This is a genomic window from Mucilaginibacter sp. McL0603 (assembly GCF_049992945.1).
In the GTDB taxonomy this organism is placed as follows: Bacteria; Bacteroidota; Bacteroidia; order Sphingobacteriales; family Sphingobacteriaceae; genus Mucilaginibacter.
Window position 1 is genome coordinate 1,173,138 of record NZ_CP188251.1, and the last position, 22,816, is coordinate 1,195,953.

24 protein-coding genes are annotated in these 22,816 nt (G+C 40.6%); 7 read left to right on the plus strand and 17 right to left on the minus strand.

What is annotated here, in order from left to right; all coding sequences use genetic code 11:
- Positions 1 to 153 precede the first annotated feature (153 nt).
- Genes ACPPVU_RS05435 through ACPPVU_RS05445 form a run of 3 tightly spaced genes read left to right on the plus strand, consistent with a single transcriptional unit; the run spans position 154 to position 2,288 of the window.
- Complete coding sequence (locus tag ACPPVU_RS05435; protein WP_426670673.1) at positions 154 to 630, plus strand: c-type cytochrome; 477 nt, start codon at positions 154 to 156, stop codon at positions 628 to 630.
- Positions 631 to 655: 25 nt separating this feature from the next.
- Positions 656 to 1,207 (plus strand): YceI family protein, encoded by a 552-nt coding sequence (locus ACPPVU_RS05440; RefSeq protein WP_426670674.1) that lies wholly within the window; start codon positions 656 to 658, stop codon positions 1,205 to 1,207.
- A gap of 40 nt (positions 1,208 to 1,247) precedes the next feature.
- A complete protein-coding gene (locus tag ACPPVU_RS05445) occupies positions 1,248 to 2,288 on the plus strand; it encodes a YncE family protein (RefSeq protein ID WP_426670675.1) in 1,041 nt (346 codons plus the stop codon).
- Positions 2,289 to 2,326: 38 nt separating this feature from the next.
- Here the strand turns inward: ACPPVU_RS05445 and ACPPVU_RS05450 are convergent, their stop codons facing one another.
- Both ACPPVU_RS05450 and ACPPVU_RS05455 read right to left on the minus strand, forming a co-directional pair.
- The gene (locus tag ACPPVU_RS05450; protein WP_426670676.1) at positions 2,327 to 3,247 is read right to left on the minus strand and encodes a helix-turn-helix domain-containing protein; all 921 of its coding nucleotides are present in this window, start codon (positions 3,245 to 3,247) and stop codon (positions 2,327 to 2,329) included.
- 12 nt (positions 3,248 to 3,259) lie between these two features.
- A complete protein-coding gene (locus ACPPVU_RS05455) occupies positions 3,260 to 4,153 on the minus strand; it encodes an NAD(P)H-binding protein (protein ID WP_426670677.1) in 894 nt (297 codons plus the stop codon).
- Positions 4,154 to 4,518: 365 nt separating this feature from the next.
- Here ACPPVU_RS05455 and ACPPVU_RS05460 point away from each other — a divergent pair, with 365 nt between their 5' ends.
- Positions 4,519 to 5,340, plus strand: coding sequence for an alpha/beta fold hydrolase (locus ACPPVU_RS05460; protein WP_426670678.1), 822 nt, complete (start codon positions 4,519 to 4,521; stop codon positions 5,338 to 5,340).
- Between the two features lie 135 nt (positions 5,341 to 5,475).
- Positions 5,476 to 5,655, plus strand: a complete 180-nt coding sequence (locus ACPPVU_RS05465; protein WP_426670679.1) for a sigma factor-like helix-turn-helix DNA-binding protein — start codon at positions 5,476 to 5,478, stop codon at positions 5,653 to 5,655.
- 85 nt (positions 5,656 to 5,740) lie between these two features.
- On the opposite strand, the gene ACPPVU_RS05470 is transcribed toward ACPPVU_RS05465, so the two are convergent.
- From ACPPVU_RS05470 to ACPPVU_RS05530, 13 genes are all read right to left on the minus strand, one after another.
- The gene (locus tag ACPPVU_RS05470) at positions 5,741 to 6,850 is read right to left on the minus strand and encodes an ATP-binding protein (RefSeq protein WP_426670680.1); all 1,110 of its coding nucleotides are present in this window, start codon (positions 6,848 to 6,850) and stop codon (positions 5,741 to 5,743) included.
- Positions 6,851 to 6,950: 100 nt separating this feature from the next.
- The gene (locus tag ACPPVU_RS05475) at positions 6,951 to 7,514 is read right to left on the minus strand and encodes an RNA polymerase sigma factor (RefSeq protein WP_426670681.1); all 564 of its coding nucleotides are present in this window, start codon (positions 7,512 to 7,514) and stop codon (positions 6,951 to 6,953) included.
- A 355-nt stretch (positions 7,515 to 7,869) separates the two neighbouring features.
- A complete protein-coding gene (locus ACPPVU_RS05480; RefSeq protein ID WP_426670682.1) occupies positions 7,870 to 8,253 on the minus strand; it encodes a sensor histidine kinase in 384 nt (127 codons plus the stop codon).
- Positions 8,254 to 8,374: 121 nt separating this feature from the next.
- Positions 8,375 to 9,214, minus strand: coding sequence for an SDR family NAD(P)-dependent oxidoreductase (locus ACPPVU_RS05485; protein ID WP_426670683.1), 840 nt, complete (start codon positions 9,212 to 9,214; stop codon positions 8,375 to 8,377).
- Between the two features lie 171 nt (positions 9,215 to 9,385).
- The gene (locus tag ACPPVU_RS05490) at positions 9,386 to 10,120 is read right to left on the minus strand and encodes an SDR family NAD(P)-dependent oxidoreductase (protein WP_426670684.1); all 735 of its coding nucleotides are present in this window, start codon (positions 10,118 to 10,120) and stop codon (positions 9,386 to 9,388) included.
- Positions 10,121 to 10,172: 52 nt separating this feature from the next.
- A complete protein-coding gene (locus ACPPVU_RS05495; protein WP_426670685.1) occupies positions 10,173 to 10,691 on the minus strand; it encodes a YceI family protein in 519 nt (172 codons plus the stop codon).
- 810 nt (positions 10,692 to 11,501) lie between these two features.
- Positions 11,502 to 12,500: a hypothetical protein gene (locus ACPPVU_RS05500; protein WP_426670686.1), complete on the minus strand. Its 999-nt coding sequence runs from the start codon at positions 12,498 to 12,500 to the stop codon at positions 11,502 to 11,504.
- Between the two features lie 435 nt (positions 12,501 to 12,935).
- Positions 12,936 to 13,592, minus strand: a complete 657-nt coding sequence (gene msrA / locus ACPPVU_RS05505) for a peptide-methionine (S)-S-oxide reductase MsrA (RefSeq protein WP_426670687.1) — start codon at positions 13,590 to 13,592, stop codon at positions 12,936 to 12,938.
- Positions 13,593 to 13,623: 31 nt separating this feature from the next.
- Positions 13,624 to 14,256, minus strand: a complete 633-nt coding sequence (locus ACPPVU_RS05510; protein ID WP_426670688.1) for an FMN-dependent NADH-azoreductase — start codon at positions 14,254 to 14,256, stop codon at positions 13,624 to 13,626.
- A 135-nt stretch (positions 14,257 to 14,391) separates the two neighbouring features.
- Positions 14,392 to 15,180 carry an alpha/beta hydrolase gene (locus ACPPVU_RS05515; RefSeq protein WP_426670689.1) on the minus strand — a complete coding sequence of 263 codons (789 nt, stop codon included), beginning with the start codon at positions 15,178 to 15,180 and terminating at the stop codon, positions 14,392 to 14,394.
- A gap of 150 nt (positions 15,181 to 15,330) precedes the next feature.
- Positions 15,331 to 16,236: a helix-turn-helix domain-containing protein gene (locus tag ACPPVU_RS05520; protein ID WP_426670690.1), complete on the minus strand. Its 906-nt coding sequence runs from the start codon at positions 16,234 to 16,236 to the stop codon at positions 15,331 to 15,333.
- A 128-nt stretch (positions 16,237 to 16,364) separates the two neighbouring features.
- Positions 16,365 to 17,249 (minus strand): alpha/beta fold hydrolase, encoded by an 885-nt coding sequence (locus ACPPVU_RS05525; protein WP_426670691.1) that lies wholly within the window; start codon positions 17,247 to 17,249, stop codon positions 16,365 to 16,367.
- 306 nt (positions 17,250 to 17,555) lie between these two features.
- Positions 17,556 to 18,107 (minus strand): TetR/AcrR family transcriptional regulator, encoded by a 552-nt coding sequence (locus ACPPVU_RS05530; RefSeq protein WP_426670692.1) that lies wholly within the window; start codon positions 18,105 to 18,107, stop codon positions 17,556 to 17,558.
- Between the two features lie 220 nt (positions 18,108 to 18,327).
- Between ACPPVU_RS05530 and ACPPVU_RS05535 the strand changes: the two genes are divergently transcribed.
- The gene (locus ACPPVU_RS05535) at positions 18,328 to 19,416 is read left to right on the plus strand and encodes a nickel-binding protein (RefSeq protein WP_426670693.1); all 1,089 of its coding nucleotides are present in this window, start codon (positions 18,328 to 18,330) and stop codon (positions 19,414 to 19,416) included.
- A 141-nt stretch (positions 19,417 to 19,557) separates the two neighbouring features.
- Positions 19,558 to 19,947: a DUF4242 domain-containing protein gene (locus ACPPVU_RS05540; protein ID WP_426670694.1), complete on the plus strand. Its 390-nt coding sequence runs from the start codon at positions 19,558 to 19,560 to the stop codon at positions 19,945 to 19,947.
- Positions 19,948 to 19,998: 51 nt separating this feature from the next.
- Here ACPPVU_RS05540 and ACPPVU_RS05545 read toward each other — a convergent pair whose 3' ends face one another.
- The gene (locus ACPPVU_RS05545) at positions 19,999 to 20,514 is read right to left on the minus strand and encodes an OsmC family protein (protein ID WP_426670695.1); all 516 of its coding nucleotides are present in this window, start codon (positions 20,512 to 20,514) and stop codon (positions 19,999 to 20,001) included.
- Positions 20,515 to 21,871: 1,357 nt separating this feature from the next.
- Entirely contained in the window at positions 21,872 to 22,807 is a 936-nt protein-coding gene (locus ACPPVU_RS05550) for a hypothetical protein (protein WP_426670696.1), read from the minus strand.
- Between the last annotated feature and the right edge of the window lie 9 nt (positions 22,808 to 22,816).

Here is a 22,816-nt window from a genome sequence, read left to right on the forward strand (position 1 = left end):
GCATATTGATTATAAAAGCAGAATTTACAGGCATGCTGATAATCCTACGGTAGATCAAATCCTACCTTTTCATCTATAAATTCTCACTCTAGGTCGATTTTTAAAAAAGTTGATGTTATAGGTAATTACCTTAGAATACCAAAAACACATTTTATGTATTTGAAAAAACAACTCATTATAACTGTTGGCGTACTTGGGGTAGTTGCTTTAAGTGTTGCTGCTACATCGCCTCAACAACAAGCCCCGCCTAAATTGGTCAACTTGAAAGTTTTCCCTAAAAACATATCTTTCCGTGTATTGGATCATGAGATGGATGTTTGGTCGGCTTCCCTGGGCGTACATTGTAATTTTTGTCATGCGCGTAATGATCAAACCGGGAAAATGGATTTTGCGAGTGATGCAAAGCCGGAAAAAGAAGCAGCCCGCCATATGTTCCTGATGACAGCAAAGATCAATAAGAAATTTTTCCAGGCTAAAAAGGACTCGCTGGGAATGGTATTAACTGCAGGCGTTAATTGCAATACTTGCCATAATGGTACGGCACATCCCGAGGTGAAAATACCAGACGAGCACAGAGGCCCGGGCGGTCCTCCTCCGGGTGGTCCGGCAGCACCCCCTTCAGGCAAATAAACAGGGTTATCATTGCATAATTATTATGAAGAGATTTTTTGTTTTTATAGCGATCATTTCTGCGGTTTATTCAGGCACTTTAAGTGCGCAGTCCTCCGTTACACGATCGGCCATAACGTTTGAAATTAAAAACCTGGGTATCAATACCGGTGGTTCATTTGGCGGCCTTGCAGCGAAGCTTCATTTTATACCGGCTAATTTGAACGCGAGTACAATTGAGGCGTCTGTTGATGTTGCCACGATCAATACCGGCAATACAGGTAAAGACGAGCACCTGCGCAGCGAAGATTTCTTTGATGTTGCGCGCTATCTGAAAATTTCGCTCAAATCAGTCGCCTTTAGGCATAAAAGCGGCAATAATTATATTGGGACGTTTACCCTTAACATTAAAGATAAATCAAAACAAATTGAAATGCCTTTTACTTATTTGGAAAAGGGGAATACAATTGAATTTAAAGGTACATTTAAAATAAACAGGCTGTATTTTGGGGTTGGCAGTTCAAGTATGACCCTGTCAGACGAAGTGACCATTAATATCGACTGCGAACAAAAAAAATCAGAGTCAGCTCAGATATGACTTAATGATTTGCACTGTACATTTATATAAACATTCAATTATGAAAACCCGTCATTTACTAAAAGTTGCTGTAAGCTTATTAGGGCTATCGTTAGTCTGTTCTGTAACAGCGTGCACTGCCCAATCTACACCGCCGAAATCGCTGCTTGCACTTTCAAAAGGCGATCATGTTCTGGCGATCATAGATCCGGGTACGCTAAAAGTTATCGCGCGTGTGCCGGTTGGTTCCGATCCGCATGAGGTTATTGCCTCGGCTGATGGGAAGACGGCTTATGTTACGATCTACGGAGGAGGTAGTTTACACGAGTTGAATGTTATTGATCTTGTAGCGCAAAAGCCTTTACCCACAATTGATACAAAACCATTTATGGGGCCGCATGGCTTAACTTTCGCCGCCAATAGAGTGTGGTTCACAGCAGAAGGCACTAAAACAGTTGCCAGCTATGACCCGGCAACCGACAAATTAGATTGGTGTATGGGTACGGGACAAGACCGCACCCATATGATCTATGTAACACCCGATGCAAAAAGGGTTTACACAACCAATGTCTCCTCAGCAACAGTCAGCATTCTGGTGGATAGCCTGATCAAACCAAAGCCAAATCCGGCCGGCTTCACACAGCCACCGCATCAGGACTGGGTACAGACGGTTATCCCCGTAGGTAAGGGTTCTGAAGGTTTTGATGTGTCGCCGGACGGACGGGAATTATGGACGGCCGGGTCTGATGAAGGAATCATCACCATCATAGATATCGCCTCCAAAAAAGCAATTGGTACAATTGATGCGAAGGTTGTTGGTGCTAACCGGCTGAAATTTACGCCAGATGGTAAACGAGTGCTGATCACAAGCCTGAGAAACGGCGATCTGTTTATTTACGATGTGGAATCGCACAAGGAGATTAAGCGATTAAGCACCGGCCACGGCGCGGCGGGTATATTAGTGGACGACGACGGATCACGCGCATTCATCGGTTGCACTGCCGATAATTATGTCGCGGTAGTAGACCTTAAAACATTAGAAGTAAGCGGACACATTGATATACGCGGTGCAGACGGCCTGGCCTGGGCGGTTCGACCTTAACACACAAAACGTATAACGTACCACGTAAAACGTATAACTCAATTAAACGAAGCCCTGAACTCCAAAGGCGAGAAATTAGTTTTTGTCTTAAATAGTTTGCTGAAAGACTGCGAATGTTCAAAACCCAACCCGTATGCAATTTCGCTTACAGATAGATCGGTGGTGGACAATTTTTCCTTTGCCTTTTCGATGAGTTTGTTGTGGATGTGCTGCTGAGTGCTTTGGCCTGTCAGCATTTTCAGTAATCCGCTTAAATAACTGGCTGATATGTTTAACGTGTCAGCGATGTATTGGACGGAGGGCAATCCTTTTTTCGCTAAAGTATCGCTGCTGAAATATTCTGTCAGAATATCTTCCAAACGATTGAGGATATGATGGTTGGTTATTTTTCGGGTGATGAACTGTCGGTGATAAAATCGGTCGGCATAATTGAGCATTAATTCAAGCTGTGAAATAATAATGTCCTGACTGAATTTATCAATGTTAGAATGATATTCCTGCTGAATGTTTTGCATAAGGCCGATAATGGTCGCTTCCTCTTTTTCCGACAGGAACAATGCTTCATTTACCGAATAATCAAAAAAATCATATTTCTTCATTGCTTTCGCCAGGGGGGTATTCCATAAAAAATCGGGATGGATGAGCAGCATCCACCCCGTATGCCTTAATTCTTCATCGTTATTAACCTCGATCCCAAACACCTGCCCGGGCGACATGAAAAACATGATCCCTTCATCAAAATCATATTGCTGCTGACCATATTTTAATTTGGCATTGAAATTTTTTTTGAGCGAGATGGAATAAAAATCAAACACAAAATTGTTTGATTTCCGGCCGGGCAAATGTTTGAGGTCTTCAAAGTTGATCACCGTGATCAAAGGGTGCTCCGGTTTAGGGAGCCCTGTCACCTTATGATATTCGCTTATCGTCTTAATCCGGAGAGGCTGCATACCTGGCATAACACAATATAATTAATTTTGATTGTAAACAGCGGCAAATTCTTTGGCAAAATCCGTCATTTTTACTTTGCCCAGTACAGGCTGGTTGCGATAATAATCCTCATATAAAACGGTGCGCCTGCTTGCATTCATTTCAACCAAACCGGCAGCAATAGTTGGATTCATTCCCGCGGCTATCATACCGTTTAGCACTTGTTCATCAGGAATAATGATCCATTTTAAATCAGGTTTTCCGATAGCCGCACCCAAAATGCCGGCTACTTCGTTACCCGTAAGTTCGTCGCTTGCCACGTAACGGATTTTTCTTCCTTCAAACGGTTTTACAATTTCTTCGGCAACTGCAGCAGCTATATCTATAGGCGAAACCCAAGGTTCCTTGTCGTTTCCCCCGTAATTTGATGCGATAACACCCTGCATTTTTATGACAGGTATAAAAGCATATAAATTATAATAAAAGCCAACGGGGCGCATAAAAGTAATAGCTACATCGGGCGGAAGAGTGCCCAAAATCTGCTCTACATTGTGATAAGAAGCAAGAATGCCATTGCCTTTTTCCATATGGGCGCCGATACTGCTTAAATGAACCACACGCTTTACCCCCGACCGCTGTATGGCCTGCAAATAATTATATGCCAGTTTGTGGCCCTCCGCCATCAGGTCAAAATTTGGGTCAGAATAATTGCCCGCCACTATCATGGTGTATACGGCATCGGCACCGATAAAAGTAGCTGTGAGGAAGTCCGCGTCTTCCATAACGCCAATGGCTGCCGTGGCGCCCAATGCTTCAATTGCCGCCTGTTTTTCAGGTTTACTGCTTACCACAGTAACCTGATGCCCTTTTTGTACCAACTCCTTTGTGAGTGGCAGGCTGATGTGTCCTAATGAACCTGTTAATATGATTTTCATCTTATTGATTTGTTTTTTAATGGTGAAGCTATCAGATTACTTATTTCGCTATCGGTGGAGGGCGTGTAATCTGATGGTTTCATCTTCTGTTTCTTTTTTGTTGATACAAAGTTGCGCAGTAACAAAGGAAGAAATGTAGCCTAATCTACTGTTGTTGTAGTCGAAAATGAGTGGAGAGAAGTTGAGTGTAAAGCCAAAACAATATCCCAAATTGTTGTTTAACTTATAGATTAATACATAACCCGTACCACTTAAACCATGATTTATACGTCTGCAGTATTGCCTATATTCCGGAATTTTGTTCTGAAATATATTAAACAGAAGTATATCTTCTAAATATTATTAATTACTAAAATCAAAATCCTATGAGTACAATTACAGTAAAAGACGGAACCGAAATTTATTATAAAGACTGGGGCACCGGGCAGCCAATTGTTTTCCATCATGGCTGGCCATTATCCGGTGATGACTGGGATGCACAAATGATGTTCTTCCTTAAGCAGGGATATAGGGTTATTGCCCATGACCGCCGCGGACACGGAAGATCTACCCAAGCTTCCGGAGGGCATGATATGGATACCTATGCGGCTGATGTGGCCGAGCTTACCCGGAAGCTCGATCTGAAGGATGCGATACATGTTGGCCACTCTACCGGTGGAGGCGAGGTGATCCATTATGCCGCAAACCATGGGAAAGGTCGTGTAGCCAAAGCGGTGCTGATCAGTGCAGTTACGCCGATAATGGTACAATCTGCAAGCAACCCGGACGGTGTACCTATGTCCATATTTGATGAAATACGCGAAGGTACAGCATACAACAGAGCGCAATATTATCAGGACTTTACCATTCCATTTTATGGATATAATCGTGCAGGTGCAAAAATATCACAGGGAATCAGAGACAACTGGTGGCGTCAGGGAATGATGGGCGGAGTAAAAGCACACGTAGAAGGCATTAAGGCTTTCTCCGAAACAGATTTTACAGAAGACCTTAAAAGTGTGGATATTCCGGTTCTCGTTCTGCACGGCGAAGACGACCAGATCGTGCCATTCCCGATTAGCGGAGCGAAGGCAGTAAAGCTTTTGAAAAATGGAAAATTGATTTCATATCCGGGTTTCCCCCATGGAATGCCGGCGACAGAAGCTGCGACGATAAATAAAGATTTGTTAGCTTTTATCAAATCATAAAGAACAATTCGTTTTAAATCTTGAGGATATAAAAGCTGTCAATTATTTATAATGACAGCTTTTATAATTTTCAGTATGCAGAGGCTATCGAATTTTGTTGTTAAAAATTAGCCGCGAAAACGTCTATCCGTTAGATTGATCCACTTAAAAATAAGCAATAACCCACGGGCGATAGCTATAGCCTCGCCTATGTCACTGGAGGATATTGGTAAATGCCTGAATATCACCAAAGAACATGTAGGCCGATTAAAAGAAAAGGCGCTTTTTAAGCTCCGTAATAGTTCTGAAGCACCCGTCTTAAGATCCTGCCTGTAACTAATGATTTCGATGGTGTGACGCGGCAGAACGGTAATAAAGTCCAAATAAGCGAAATCAGGACCCGGCTGAATTTCCTCCCGGGTTATCCCATTTCGCATTCGCGCCTATGCGATGGCAGGCTAAAGAAGAACACAGAACCTTTTTCCCCGCCACTTTTCATCCAAACTGATCCTTTATGGCGCTCGATGATCTGTTTAACCAAATAAAGCCCGAGTCCTCTGCTGGCGGTATCCTTTGAACATTTTCTGCCGGTACGGAAAAACTGCTCAAAAATCCGATTCTCCAGCCCGGCAGGTATTCCTTCCCCCTGGTCGGTGATCCCAACCACGATATCCCGTGCATCAACGCACACTTCAACTGTGATCTCTGAGTTTTTTGGTGAATACTTAACCGCGTTAGTTAAGTAATTTATTAAAACCTGCATAACCAGGTATTTGTCTGCCCTTACCATAGCCTGACCTGAATTCTTATTGATAAACTTGTGCTGACAGTGAATCATGGTTACATCTTCAAGGACTTGCCTGACAAGGTGATTAAGGTCAAAAACTGAGAGGTTCAGCCTTTGGAGTTTGCCGTTATCATCAGAATCAGACAAATACTGATCGAGCAGCCTGGTGACCCCGTCAACATGACGTTCAATATTCCTGGCCAGGTCCGCATGTGAAACCTTAAATGGGTCTTTACCTGGTAGCTGGATCATCTGGGCGCTTAGTTTCATTACCGACAATGGGGTGCGGATCTCATGATTTACGATAGATAAGGTTATGCGTTCTTCATTTACATGCTGTGTATAATCCTGAATGATACCCAATATCAGTCCCTGGGACCGCCGGTTATCCGTGTAATGAAACCCGGATAGCCTTACCCAGATAGTATTACTGCCCGTTGTACAGACTTTTAAATGAACAGGCTCCAAAACCCCACCGCTTCCCAGCATTCTAAACCAGGTTTTTGCTTTTTCAAAACATTGAAGATCGATCAGCCTTAACAATTGCCTTATATCGTAATTACATTCTTGTCGCAGACCAAGTAAGTTCTTAGCTGCCGAATTTAAAGCCAGCGTATTGGTTTTAAGACTTAATTTCCAATTTCCATAATATTCTCTCAACGGCTCCCTGTCAATTGTCCGTTTACCGGAAATCTGCGCGGGCTTATTATCTATCTTATTATTTGTAGAAGTTAATTGCTTCATATTCCAGGGTTAGTTAATTGATGAATTTGTTCAGCTTTATCTCATTATTAATTCAATCAAATATGATATTCCGATGCTGATGGCGCTAATAGTAACAATTTTATGCCCGCGCATCCCTAGAAGAGTTATCCAGTAACCGCCCGGAATTAAGTATCATTATTTTTAGTTTCTCTCTCGCTTTAAACAGGTTTGATTTTGATGCACCCGTGCTGATGTTCAGTTGTGCGGCGATCTCCTCGTGCGAGAACCCTTCAATAGCAAATAAGTTAAATACTGTGCGGTACGCGTTTGGCAATTGCTGTATCATACCTAACAGATCATCATAGTTCAATTTCTGATCTGGTAAATCATTATGACCGATGTCTTCTGCCGCATCCAGATCGTCGTTCAGTAATAACTTCAGGTTGCTTCTGTAATAATCTACAGAGGTATTTATCATGATACGGCCAACCCAGGGAATGAACGGACGGTCTGTATCGTATTTATTTAAATTATTGAACACCTTTAAAAAACCCTTGTTCATGATTTCAGCAGCCTCGTAACGATTACCAGCATAGCGCAAACATATCCGCATTGCAAAGCCATAAAATGCTTTATACAGCATCTTTTGATCTTTTCTGTTTTGTTTCAAACAGCCTGCAATAAGTTTTTGTAGTTTTTCCATAATATTCTCTCATCTGGCCCATGTCGTCTGTTTGTTTACCGGAAAAGCCGGGGATTTTATAATTCGTGTCATTATTTGTGGAAGTTAATTGCTTCATATCCCAGGGCTAGTTAATTGATGAATTTGGTTCACCTTTAATTTTACCAATGACTTAATCAAAACCGTGCCATTATATGAAACAATTGGCAATCAGGCTGTTAATAAGAAAAGTATGGCTACTTACTAACTAAATATCGCTTTTTTACACGTTTTTACTATATGCGGTGTGTTAAAATCCACCTCTAATTTCGGCGGCCACCGGAATGTGATTCGGAAATGATGGCCACCAAAAAGATTTTGGTCTGCAGACAGTGAACTAACTATTAGTGACAGGAAAGCCTGTTTCATCATTAATATCGAAAGCGATTACAATCGATGTTCCTTCGGATTTTTCTATCGATAGTGTTCCTGAAATATCAGAAGTCAAACCACGAATAAGACGAAGGCCGAAGGAATTAGTATGACTTTCGTCGATGTAAGGCGGAATTCCGATGCCATCGTCTGCGATCTTCAATAACTTTGCGTGGCCACCAAGGCATTGCAGTTCAACAGTTACAGCGCCTTCCCGTCCGTCCGGGAATCCATGCTTCAGTGAGTTGGAAATTGCCTCGTTCAAAATAAGAGCAATTGGAATGGCAACACTCAAATTCAAAGTCACCGGATCATCCACTTGTAAATTCCCGTTTTTGTTGTTTTTCATTGTTGTGATTAAAAAATTATTCTGATATATGATGTGCGGACGTTTTACCGACCGGGATAAGCAAAAGGAGGATAAGCAAGATCTGGAGCATAAAAAAAACTCTGTTAATTGATGTACTCGATTATTTATAATCGGCCCCGATAGTAATTGATTTCCACTGTTCCAATTCTGTTGACATCGCAGCCAATTTTCCAGAAGCCCTCTTATAAGCATCAGCCCCAAGAAACAGTTGCATTGGCGGTTCTGAGCTTTCTGCTAATTCTATAAATATTTCTGCTGCACGATCCGGGTCGCCTGGTTGTTGTCCGTTTGCTGACAGGTATCGGTCTTGTGTGTTTTTTACAGCTTCATATCCCTCGATTTTGGACGAGATTAGTGCTAATGAGTCCTTGGTCAAAAAGCATGTGCGGAAACCTGATGGCTCAACTACAGTAACCTTGATCCCAAATTCTTTGACATCCAGTGCGATCACTTCGGAGAAGGCGGCCACCGCGGCTTTGGCAGCCGAATAAACAGACCAGTCCGGGGCACCCACAAAACCGGCCACCGAACCGATATTAATAATATAGCCCGATTTTTGACTGCGCATTGCCGGCAGAACACTCTTTACCACATCTATAGTTGCCAGCACATTAACATTAAAAATGTTCCTGATATCCTGCTCTGCAATCTCTTCTATTGTTCCGGTCATTCCGTAACCAGCATTATTTACCACCACATCTATCCGCCTGAATGCTGCCAGCGTTTGCTGTATAGATTCATCAATGCAATCCAGGTTGTTCAAGTCGACAGCCAGCGGAAGAAAGCGATCCTTGTCTATTAAGCCGATTGCCTGGCTCAGCGTATGCGCATCGCGTGAAGTTGCAGCAACGCGGTAGCCATGATCAAGCAATTTCTTTACGAGAGTCAGTCCCAACCCCTGGGAAGCCCCTGTTACATACCACACTTTTGAATTGTTCATGATATTATGTTTTTGTAGCATTTTATTCAGACCCGCTGTCTGATTTTTCCCCTTGCCATTCTTTACCAGGCAGTCGCAATTGCAACTACCCGGTAAATTATTTCTTATGAGCGTATCATCTTCCCAAACAACACCTATCGATCACTATACATGCGTGATATGCATTTCATGTTAATTCAGGTTATGTCCGGCTCCAATACCACCATCTACATTGATAATAGCGCCGGTAATAAAGTTGCTCTTGGCAACTGTATAAACCATTTCTGCGATATCGTTCACTTCGCCCACACGGTTCAGCAAATGCAATCCCGCACTTTGATCAGCATTATCACCATGCATAGGGGTGCGGATCGTACCGGGTCCAATCGAATTGACCCTGATGTTATCTTTTCCAAACTCGCCTGCCAGCTGTATAGTAAGCGCTTGTATTGCCCCTTTTGAAGCCATTTGTGCAGTAATCGGTACTCCTGCAAGGGCGTGGTTAACCAGCGGGGTGCCAATATTGATCACTACACCATCATGCTGTTTCAGCATTTGGGGAATAATGGCCTGAGTGGTGAAGTAGGTGCCTTTCAGGTTGGTATTCAAAAAACGGTCGAGGTAAGCTTCGTCCACTTCGAGGAAAGGCTTGGTTTCAAATATACCGGCGTTGTTCACCAGTACATCTGCAGAGCCAAATTTTTCCATGGCAGTTGCCAAAAGCTTCTCGCCGGTTCTTTTATCGCTTACATCACCAGCTGCCATGGCCAGGTTTTCGCCTGCGCCCAATTCATGGTAAACTTCTTCCAGTTTTTCAGCAGTTGAAGAATTGATCACTACATTATCGCCGTTTTCTAAAAAATGGCGGGCTACTTCTTTGCCGATGCCAGATGAGGCGCCGGTAACTATTATGGTTTGTTTTTTCATTATACTATTATTCGTTAGCTGTGTATTATTTGTTTTATGTTAAAGCGGCTTATCAGGCAGCCTTAGCGGTTACACTTACATTAAGTTCAAAATCATTGTAGATCAGGGTATCACCTAAATCCTTGAAGAAATTACCGGAACGGAATTTCATTTCATATTTGGTACGGTCGATCACCAGTTTGCCGGTTGCAATTAATGCATCGCCATTAACATTTACAGCTGCATCAAAACCAACCGGATGGGTGATGCCTTTGATGGTCAGGTTGCCTTCAACATGTTTGCCTGAAACCGAAGTGATCTCCAAAGTAGCTTCCGGGTATTTATCAATAGAGAAGAAATCATCAGAAGCCAGGTGATCGAAGAATTGTGCATTAGTTGCAGGGTCGGTTACGTCCAGTATTTTGATGGAGGTGGTATCGATAATGAATTTACCGCCGGCAAGTTTACCGTCATTCAAAATGAGTTCACCTTCCTTAACTGATATAGTACCATTGTGTGCGCCGGTTACTTTTGCGCCTACCCAATCGATATTACTTTGGGTGCTTACGATCTTAAATTTTTGATTTTCCATTTCTTTGTGTTTGAATTATACAACAAAGTACGGCAGGAAATTACAGGTACTTGCGTGACCTAGATCACATTTCGACGAGAGCGTAATTTATGTGACATACATCACATTTCAAGCCTGGTGTAATCGGGCTAAGTGTTTCTCTGGAAACACCCAGGTAGGCGGTTATCCGGTTTTTAGGTATTATATTATAAAGTTCAGGGTATAGTCTTAAGAGTTCTTCATACCGGCATTGATTAGGAGCAAAACCACGAAGGAGAACTTAGGCCTAAAACTTCGTCAGCATTTTTTTAATTAAATCACGACTTCGTAACCTACTTTCATGCCAGCATTTTATCTTTTAGAAATCATAAAAGAATTGACATATCGTCAAATCATCAAATTCCCAATATACCGTCATTCAATCAACTGGCAAGCTTCTTTATTTAGATGGGAATATTTATTCAGCGCCCAATACCTGCATCCGTTTATCTGGCTGCTTATTAAATTTACTGCTTTTTTCCCTGCCGGAAAGTGCATTTTTTCTGGTTTGAAATCTGAGGTAATCAGCTAACGCTGTTTAGTTTTTAGTGCAATATGCATTTTGTTTGTTATCTTAATTAAAAACGAGGAACCTTGCCATAATCTGAAAAGCTAAAGCGCAAAAGGAGTATGCGCTTTAGCAACTACAATTATTTTTTGATTATTTTTCCATGAAAAATCCAACAGACCTTTTTGTAGCCCTGAATCAGATTTTCCAACACCACGCAAACCCGGAGCAATTACGGTGAAATGCTTTGACAGTTCCAGAACCGAAGGTGAGGCAACAAATGATCAGATATCTGAGTAAAAAAAACTTAAATACTTGCCCCGGCTTTGTACCAGTTTCGATTTCATTGGCTCATAGGAGAAAATGTCCTTGCCGTTTTTTCTAATCACGATCCTGAAAGGTTGTTTTAATTTTTGCGTTAAGTCATAAACGGTAACGAACTCGGCAAGGTCTTCATGCTGGCTGCTGGTGCTGTAAAGTGAAACAAATGGGGTGCGCCCGAGCGCCCGGTAAATCTCCACAGCCCGATCAAGCGGCAAGACTTTTCCGCCAGGCCGGAAACGGGTACTATCCAACAAGGAATCACGAAACTTTGCGGCAATAGTGGTACGGTCAAGCCAGATGCCGGTAGTAAAGGAACCGCTTGCCAGGCTGTCGAAAGATTTCTTGCTGGTATTATTGGGTAATATTCCAAGCGATCCGTCGACAACATGCGTGGCTTCATGCATCAGCACATAGGCTATAGCATCAAGTTCGCCGGCCATGATGGAGACATTTAAGGAGGAGTCGCCCCCTTTGAAACAACTTCGCTCTTTTTCCGTGATCCATTGCGATAAATTCTGCTTGAGAATTGCTGCACGAAAGGTTATATCATAAAGCTTAAACTGGTCATCATGATTCACTAGCGAGGTCAGGGCGGTATTTGGCATATTGTCAAGAAAATTAATGCTTCGTAAATGTGCCCTTAATACCCTTTGGTGGAGGGGAGGAAGGACAGCAAATGCCTTAGAAACTTTCAAACGTTCTTCTCCGGTAAGCTGGTGTTGGCTGGGCGACATGCCTGCTTCCCGAAATAATTTTATTACACTGGCCGAAGCGTCCCGAATGCGCATGGAAAGTGGGGTTATCGGATCAAGTCCATTTTTGCGTTGAATTTCGGCTATTTGACTTGCAGATAACGCTGTATCGGTTATTTGCGCTAAACAATTATCGGCATTGATTATAAGATATGCGGAAAGGATAATACAACTGAAGATACCGCGAAACAAATTTTGGGTTTGCATGAATTCAAAAATGTGATTGTTAACAAATATGGCCAAATAATTTGTGGCATTCGCCACCCGATTCCTTTAACCGAGAGAATTTGGCAGTTAACTTTTCCTCGCGCCTGTTCAAGCGTGCCGCCATAGCCGTTAACTTAAGAACCGGCCCTGTAAGGGCCAAATATTGGTAGACATACAAAGCCAAAAAAATCCGTGCCGTCAGGTACGGAACCCCCGCGTTGTTGCGTACCGAACGGCACGCTACACGTTTAATTTTTAATTTTCTACCAATATTTTGCTCCTAACGGAGTTAGGTGAAAAACAACATATCCGCTTAAGTTAACGGCTATGGCGTGCCACTTGAACACATAACCCTTTAAGCGGAACGCTTAAAGGGTAGGTGGTCTTAAAAAGAAGAGGTTTGTATCAATCGAATTTTGATACAGCCTCCTTTTATCATTTTTGAAATTCCGCTTTTAATTCCGCATTCATCACTTTTCTGAATTTCATTACTTTGGGCTTTGAAACTTGCACTATATAAGATTTATCGCCATTGAGCCTGTAATAGCACTGATGATAATTTTCAGCAGCATAAAATCCAGTAAATGGAACAACCTGGGTAACTATTGCTTTAGAATAATGCTTCGATTGGTTAATCTTTTTTATCAGACCCAATAAAATATTTTTCTCTTCCGGGGTTCGGTAAAAGGCAATCGAACGATAGTCGGTACCTACGTCGGGCCCCTGGCGGTTAAGCTCTGTGGGGTCGTGAGCAAAAAAGAACGCATTGGCCAGAGTAGTAAAACTGATCACCTTTGGATCATAATAAATTTGTGAGCATTCAGCGTGCCCGGTAGTAAGCGTAGCTACCTGGTCATAAGTTGGATTTTTAGTTGTTCCGCCCGCATAACCAGAAATTACTTTATTTACACCTTTTAGCTCAGACATAGCCTCGCTCATACTCCAAAAACAGCCACCACCAAAAGTAGCTACTGCTTCTCCTGCTTTCGGTTTTGGCAATGGGGTAAAACCATTAGCACCACCTGATGATTGCCCTTTGGCAACACCGGCGAATAATAAAATTCCGAAAACATTTAAAATTAATCGTTTCATAAAATACTGTTAGTTAAAAATGGCAGGCTTTTTAAGCCGCAAAATGGTGCTTTGCGATCGCAGACGCTTTTACTATTGCTAAATGCCTGTCTTGTTCCAGAGATTGTGTTATAGCAGTGCTTAAAAGAGTCACATTGTAAACTGTAGTTACCCCTATTAACTCTAACCACCAATTCATGTAAGACACCTGATAGTCAAGACCAAATGATTTTGGCAACACAGGGCTGTAAACACTGGAAGTATAGACTACACAGGCCTTTTTATTTTCCAATAGCGGCGAGTAGCCATTTGGCCCGAAATCGAAAGTCAAATCGTTTTGAGTGATCGTGTCTATATACTGTTTCAATGCCCATGGAATACCTCCGTTCCACATTGGAACAGTAATAAGATAATCGTCAGCCGATTTAAAGCGATCTGTTATTTCTACAATCTCATCCCATGCTGTTATTAATTTACCCTCTAACACTCCCTGTCCCAAAAAGGTCATTTTTGCAGCAGCCTTGTTACCGTCAAATGCTGGGATTTTCTCCTTCCACAAATTGAGCTCATCAATTACAGCATCGGGGTTTGTTTCCTTATACTGTTTTAAAAAAGCATTTGCAATATTGGACGATTCTGACGCGGATTCTCTTGGAGATCCCACTATATAAAGTAATTTTTTCATGTTGTTCTGATTAATTATACCAGTTATTATTTTGCTGTTGGTTTTTTAAATACCAGTATGTTATTGACGCAACTAAAGATACCCGAACCCCGGTTGTATCGGGGTATCGGGCTTCTTATTCAGGTATCAAACCCCTTACTTCTTTTGAGATGCTTTGATGATCACCGCCGCCACTGCCTCAGGCTGCGAGATGAACACAGCATGGCTGCCTTTGATCTCGGTGATTTTAGCATGTGCGCGTTTATACATGTTACGCTCTATCTCCGGGTTGATTGTTTTATCCTCAGTTGACACTATCCCATAGCTTGGCTTATCTTTCCAGGCTGCTTCTGTAACAGGAGTACCAAAACATGCTCCGACGACAGGCTGTTGTGAAGCATTCATGAAATCTGCTGTGGCCTTAGGAAGATCGGCACAAAAACCCGCATGGAATGTTGTTCTGTCAAAAAATACAAAGCCCTTTTTATCAACTGTAACACGCATTGAAGGTGCTTGTGGCTGAGTAGCTGTCCATTGATTTGCGGTTTCACCTTTATCCGGCTCCAAAGCAGCTACATAAACTAATGAGGCAACTTTAGGATCAACACCTGCTTGGGTAATTACTACACCGCCCCATGAATGGCCCACCAGTACCACCGGTCCATCCTGTTGATCAAGTATACGTTTGGTTGCTTCAACATCATCGTCTAATGAGGTTAACGGATTTTGAACAATGGATACATGATAACCTTTGTTTTTAAGTATGGTGTAAACACTTTTCCATCCGGAAGCATCTGCAAATGCGCCATGTACAATCACAATGTTTTTTACAACCGGGGTTTGCGCCGCTACAGGACTAAGCCTTATAAGCAAGCTGCTTAAAATAACGAATGCTGCGATTAAATACTTTTTTAACGAGCTGTTTTTAATTGATACAATTTTCATCTTCTTATTTAATATAAATTGATAATAGACAAAAGTATCCTTAAAAAATGCCCGCTATAATGGCTAAACTTCCCAAAATGATGGATGATTTTCCCCGGGGATAGTGTCGCAGATAAAAATATTAAATAAGAAATGAAGACTACCTGCTACTCAGGCATTTTGTAATATGCCTGATGTCAATGACCTATCATGTACATTCCTTAATGAATTCCTGAATGATTGAGGAGAAACCTTTATCTTATTTTTAAAGTACCGGCTGAAATGATATTCATCATTAAAACCGAGATCATAAGCAATCTCTTTTAAAGTCTTAGAAGTGAAATTAAGCTCTCTTTTGGCTTCCATAACGATCCTTTCAGCTATTATTTCGGTCAGGGTTCTCTGGAAATGATTTTTGACGATTCTGCCAAGTGTTTTTGTTGGAATATTCAATAGTTCTGCATATTCACCTACACTATGTTTGGTCTTGAAATGTAACTCTATCATCCTTTTAAGTCGGCGCAAAAGATTAGCGTCGGCTGTACCCTGATCCAGCGGCAGGGATGTTGTATTTTTTAGAAACTTTATTCTAATAGCCCCGATCAATAATATTTTAAGATAGGCGATCAGAAGATCTTGTTGAGCAAGGCCTCCAAATGACATTTCGGCTGTTATTTGTTCTATTATGCTGTAAATCGTAGCACTTTCATTTTCAGGCATATTGAAAAAGGGTGCATTATTGGGGTGATCAAAAAGTATACCGTCGCACGCAACCTCATTTTGGTGCCTGAAAATGCAGAAGAAATCGGGATGAAAATTAATCATCACTCCTTTTAGCGTTGTGCCATTGATCATAAATGGCTGAAATGGTGAAAAGAACACTAATGCCCCTTTAGAAATGTGATAAGCAGCGAAGTCTGCTTGTAATTCGCCGTCCCCTTCTGATACCAGGATAATTGAAAAGTAAGGGGCTCTTTGCACCTCGTTAAAATGTTTATCATCCTCAAAGTGTATTATTCTGAAACCCAATTCCCCATCTGCGGGGTTTCTAAGTATCATGGCCGATTCTGTTTTCATATTTAAGAAATTGATGCGTTTCTTATGTACTTCCTGCCGCTTCCTCACCCTATATCTTTTCTTTGGTTAAAAATCACACGATAAAGTTCGGGAGGAAAATTCAGGTGGTTGTGTGACCTACATCACATTTAACGGAACGCGATATTTAAGGGCAATTTTTCGAGGAATTTCAAGATTTCTTCACCGATCCCATTCACATGGGTTTCCAGCGCGAAGTGGCCCGTATCGAAGAACTTCACAATCGCTTTTGGTAGATCTTTCTTGAAGGCTTCTGCACCCGGAGGCAAAAAGAACGGGTCCTTATCACCCCAGACAGCTAAAAATGGCACCTGGCTTTCCCTGAAGTACTTATGGAATGCAGGATAGAGTGCCACATTACTGGCATAATCTTTAAACAGGTCAAGCTGAATCTCCACATTTTCATTACGGTCAAGGAAAAACTGATCGAGTGAATACGACTCCGGTGCTACAAGGGTCTTATCACTCACGCCGGTAAAATATTGTCGTTGGGTGGCATCAGCAGTTGTCATTACCCTTAAGTTATTTCGGTTTTCCTCGGTTGGCTCGGCCCAGTATTTCTGGATCGGGTTCCAACCATTGCTCAGCCCTTCTACATATGCGTTACCGTTTTGGGAAATGATACCGGTAATTTTTTCGGGGTTGGCAACAGCCAGCCTGTAACCTACAGGGGCGCCGTAATCAAACACCTGGATAGCAAAGCGCTTTAATTCCAATTGATCCACCAGGCCCTGGATATATTTTGTAAGGTTGTCAAACGTATAATTGAACGCCTTGTAATGCGGTGCGTCAGAAAATCCGAAGCCGATCAAATCCGGTGCAATCACATGGTATTTATCGCTGAGCATTGGAATCAGGTTCCGGTACATGTGGGAAGAGGTTGGATAGCCATGTAATAAAAGAATTACAGGCGCATCCTTTGGTCCTGCTTCACGGTAAAAAACGTTGAGATCTTCAACCTTAGTTTTTAGATACTTAACTGCTGGGTTTTTCATGATTTTAATTTTTAGTTTTATTTGATATTTATGTGGTATTTCATGTTTATTCTAAAGATGTTGTCAAGTTTATAAAACAGACAAGTTTGTTTTTATAATTACAAAGAATCGATTTTATTTTATACAATCTTGCGTTCCAACCTCATCAGCAGGGGCGATTATAAATGTTGTTACTTACTAACGACTGATTCTTTTACTGATATCACAAGCCAAATATAAAACAGGCTTGTCCGTTTTTTGTTCATTACTATTTTTAATATGTCTACCGTTTTTATCAATAAGTTCCTGATTTCTAGCTAATCATTTTTAATTAAGGAGTTTCCCTGCTATATTCCTCGCAATAGTTATGGGCCAAATTTCATTATGCACCTTATTTCCAATCAAAGCACCTTCAAATAAGATATAAATTTCATCTGCCAGATCTTCTTTTCCAATCGGCCCCAGAATTTGGGAAAACAACCGGCGGACACCATTTTTTTGTTTTTTGATCTGAGTCCTTACACGCTCATCCTCTATGGGTATCTCCGAAATGATATTCAGAAAATTACAGCCGTAATATTCCTTTTCCTGAACCAACTCTATCAGGTAATCAAAGACCGCTAAAACCTTTTCTTTAGGATCTGCAAACCTGTCGGCAGCTCCTTTTAAAGCTTCATCCACAACAAACCCTGTATTTTCCAGGTAAGCCATCAGGATATCTTCTTTTGACCGGAAACTTGTGTAGAGCGAGGATTTGACAACACCTGATTCATGGACAATCTGATTGATGCCCGTATTGCCATACCCCTGTTTGTAGAATAAACGGGACGCAGTATCGACGATAATTTGCCCGACTGCATTTTTTCTCTCTTTGCGCATATGCAAAGGTGTGAAAAAAAATACAAACAGACAAGTCTGTTTTAATGTATAATTTTATTTAATGCTGGAGTTAGTTAATTATTAGACATTAAGCTTGATTTAGAATTATTCCTTCCCGGAATTTGCAGAATATCAACACATTAAATTTTACTAATTCATAATCAATGCAAAAAAGTGTTAAATTTAACATATACTTAATGCATTTGTTATGCCAATATTCATGGATGTTCATATTGTTCCAGGTGTAAAAGCAAAAGATGTTGCTGAGGCGCACCATTTAGACCTTTTTCACCAGCACGAACATGGCTGCAATTGTATGACCTATTGGATCGATGAAGCCCGTGAAAGCATTTTCTGTCTTATTGAAGCCCCGAATAAATATGCAGTGGAAGAATTGCATAGTAAAGCACATGGCCTTATTCCACATAAAATCATTGAAGTGAATAGTAACCTGGTTGAAGCTTTCCTGGGGCGTATCTATGATCCGCCAGAGGCTCAAATCTCAAATGATGGTTTGAAAGTTTTTACCGACCCTTCTTTCAGGATTTTATTGGTTACAAAAATGACCGATCCTGTTTTGCTGAAACATCAGTTTGGAGATGAGAAAGCAGCCGAATTATTAAGTGCACATACCAGCATCATCCGGAAAAACATTTTACAACACGCCGGGCGGGAGGTTGAACATGAAGGAAGCGGTTTTGTTGTTTCATTTTCTTCAGCTTCCAATGCCGTGGCATGTGCATTGTCGATCCGGAAGGAAATGCCGGATTCCACTTCAGAGCGGATTGATCTTAGGATAGCGGTAAATGCAGGTGAGCCGGTTGAGCGCAGCGACCACCTGTTTGGAGAAACCATTCAATTCGCATCGAACATGTGCCGCATTGCAAAAGAAGGAAAGATTGCCATAGCATCACCTGTAAAAGAATTGATTGCGGATGATATTTTCCAGAAAGAGCGAAAATATTTCCTGAACCTTTTACCGCATGATGAGCATTTATTGAAATTATTGTTTAGCAAACTGGAGGAAAACTGGCAGGATGCGGATTTCGATATGTCAGATTATTGCAGGGAAACTGCCATGAGTGGTTCACAATTGTACAGAAAAACGATAGCCCTTACAAGCTTGCCACCCAATTCGCTTGTAAAAGATTTCAGGCTGCATAAAGCAAAAGAGCTGATGAGAAGACGGTATTACAATATCGCACAAATAACTTTCGATTCTGGCTTTACCAGTGCATCTTATTTCACCAAATGTTTTAAAAAGAAATACGGGCTCCTGCCAATGACCTATCTCGAATTGCTCCATTGAATAGTTGCTAACTGATTGAATTTTACCACTTTTTGATTGATTTATTTCATGCCCTTTGCTACTTATTGAATGATTTGTTATAGCCCTCCGCTATTTGTTGGTGGTATCTTCGATTATTCATTCACCACAAAATTTCACATCATGAAAAGTATCAAAAACATCATTCTGCCTCTTGCCATTGTCCTGTTCGCCGGCATCACCGCCACTGCGCAAACAACAACAGCAAACAATTCATCCACATCCAATTCAACAAAAATGAAAACTTATTTAATCGAAAGAGACATCCCTGGCGCAGGCAAATTAACTCCGGAACAGTTAAAGGGCATTTCACGGAAATCATGCAGCGTACTGCAAAACATGGGTCCTCAAATTCAATGGCTGGAAAGCTATGTAACAGGCGACAAGATTTTCTGCGTGTACAAAGCCGAAAATGAAGACCTCATCCGCGAACATGCTAAGGAAGGCGGTTTTCCTGCCAATGTGATCACAGAAATTTCAACAACCATCAGTCCGGCTACCGCTAAGCAGTAATGAAAAGGAAAAAGTAATTTTTGAGAACCCGCTTAATGCGGGTTTTTTATTTTAAACAGAATGCGAAGAATGATATTCCGTTTTAACCTCCACTCCTTTTGTAAGTGTTTGATATACAACACAATATCTTTCAGTAAGTTTTTTGAGAGCCGTCATTTGCTCTTCGCTTGCATCTGTATCCAGGTCAAATTCCAGGCGGATCGTTTTAAAACCCACAGGGGCTTCTTTACTTACACCTAAAGTGCCTTTGAAGTCGAGGTCGCCTTCTGCTCTCACTGTCCCGCTTTTGATATTTACCTCAATAGCCGTTGCCACTGCTTGCAAGGTAACGCCCGCGCAAGCCACCAGTGCTTCAAGCAGCATGTCGCCGGAGCATGCAAGCATACCTGTCCCTCCAGTGGCGGGATGCAGCCCTGCTTCCACGATGGATTTACCGGTTTCAACTTTACAGGAGATACCTTCGCCTATCTTTCCTTCTGCTTTTAATGTGATGATCGCTGACTCTGGCTGCTCGCGGTATTTATCTTTGAGCGGGGCCTGGAGGTTTTTGAGTTCTGTTACATTCATGATTACAAGTTAATAAAAAAAATCTGACAACCAGGGGCGATATCTTAAAGTGTATCCTTGGTAGCTAAGCTGGAGTTACCGGCCTCCTGGTATTTATTTTTTCACCTTGGAATAAATAGAATAGGTATCGGATGTTTAATATTTGTACATGTGTAAGTCGAAGAACTTATTGTTAGTTTTTTTTGATTCTCTTTTAAATGAATTCTAATTTTAAATTAATTTAACTGGTAGATAATTTAATCCCTATCTTTGAATTAACTAAACCACCAAATCATGGATCCGGTAGATAATCTCACTTACTATAAATACGGAGTATTTTATTATAATAAAGAAGACTTGCGTACTGTGGTACCAAAAAAAAATCGCTCCTTAGGTTGGACTCTTAACTTTGCGGCACGGAAGTCATATTTATTTATAGGTATGATACTAGCATCGATAATATTGTCCTTTCTTATTTACTAGTAAATATTTTATTACGGGTTCTGCTTAATAAAACTTGTTTCACAGAAGTTATATATTCGAAATTGAAGGGCTGATCCCAGGGCCTTAAATATAATATAAGAGAGGCCGACATTGAAAAAAAGAAACTGATAAGCCCGTGAAACAAGAGAATTATAAAATGAAAATATTCCCGCTATTAATAAAGAATTTCGGCACCTTTTATTTAATGTCAATCCCAAAAATAACATTATTTCGACTATGATTGGCCCCCAAGTAAGCATATTTACAATAAATGCATTTTTTAAAAGAGAAATGATAACTGGCTTCCAAAAATCGTTACATCCCAAAATCGGGTCATTCAACCAATACCAAATGGCTGTTCCCCGCCCGGTTAAGCGTTCGCGCTTAACCGAAAAATAATTTCGAGTGTCCACACTCGCTAGAATTGAAGATACAACACACAATTAAATTCAACAAAAAAGTCTTTAGACTTGCGACTAAAGACTTTTGACTTAATGAGTAGCCCATACTGGACAAATCTCGAACTACTTCTTAGAAGACTTGAGTCGATTGGCTTTTAATCTTTAATTTTTTTTGGGGGGTTCGATTCCCTTATGAAATAGTCCCTGCCAGCAAGGGTTAAAAATAACACCGAAATAGCTTTCTGTGTAGAGCCAAAAATCGGCATATCTCATTTTTTTTCAATCAAACAACTACAAGAGTTCCATAATCTCTTCTACAGGACAGGAGCTTCTTTTATGCAAGGCTATGCGCTCGGAGTTATACAAGACCTCTACAATATCCTGGTTATACTGAACCTCCTATTTCATGATCGGGGAAGACCAAATGAAGTTTGTAGTAATATTTATTCTTTTTGGTATGTAAATAAAAAATTATGAAGCCAAGGTCTATTAAATTATTTTTTGAAAATACTATCATTGATAGTATTGAACAACATTTTATTAAATTTAGTTACTCCTTGTCTTGTAAAGTGATTTACGGCGTAATAATTATGGTAATTATAAGTAATAGCTGAAGTGTCAAAAGTGAAATATGGGATTAAATATTCTTTAGCGATTTCATTAATTTTAAAAGTATATTCCTTTAAAAAGGGGTTATCATTATAATGTTTCTGATAAACTGGCAACTTATACAAAATAATTTTAATGTTTTCCTTCTTACAATACTCTATAATTTTTCTAAGATATTGTTCTTGCTCAAAATCCCATTCATGTTTATCAATTTTTAGATTGAGCCTACTAAAATCTTTTAGTGTATCGGATTCTGTGGGCGCTTTAAACCCATTTTCAAGTATATTATTAGATTTATTAGTCAAACTCAGATATAGACCCCATAGGTTTTTTTGCAGAATAAAATTATTATAATAAGAAAATCTCAGATAAGGAATATTACTATAAAAAGCATAATGTGAATCAAATTTTTTAAGTATTTCATAAACAACACTATCATCTACAAAATTGGCATACCTATAAGAGTTAAGCATATCAGGAATTAATCTGTTTAATTCTTGGGGAGCAACTTGTAAAATAAGATAGTTTGGTTTTTTCTGATGCTTCAAATATAAATATAAAGCTAAATAATTCTCAGCAAAATTTGAATATGCTTCAGCAAGATTATATGCTTTTTGTCCAGTAACTTTTTCAACATAATCAGGATCAATAGTCCATTCAGATTCACAAGCTCCATGTATTAAAACTGTAGCATCTAGTATTGATTTAGTTATCCTTGTCGTTTTTAACTTTGTATCCTTTGATATCAAATATCCTGTGGCTATCTGAAATAAAAATAATAAAGTAACAGAGATAAAAATGGTGATTACTATTTTTTTCATAATACACTA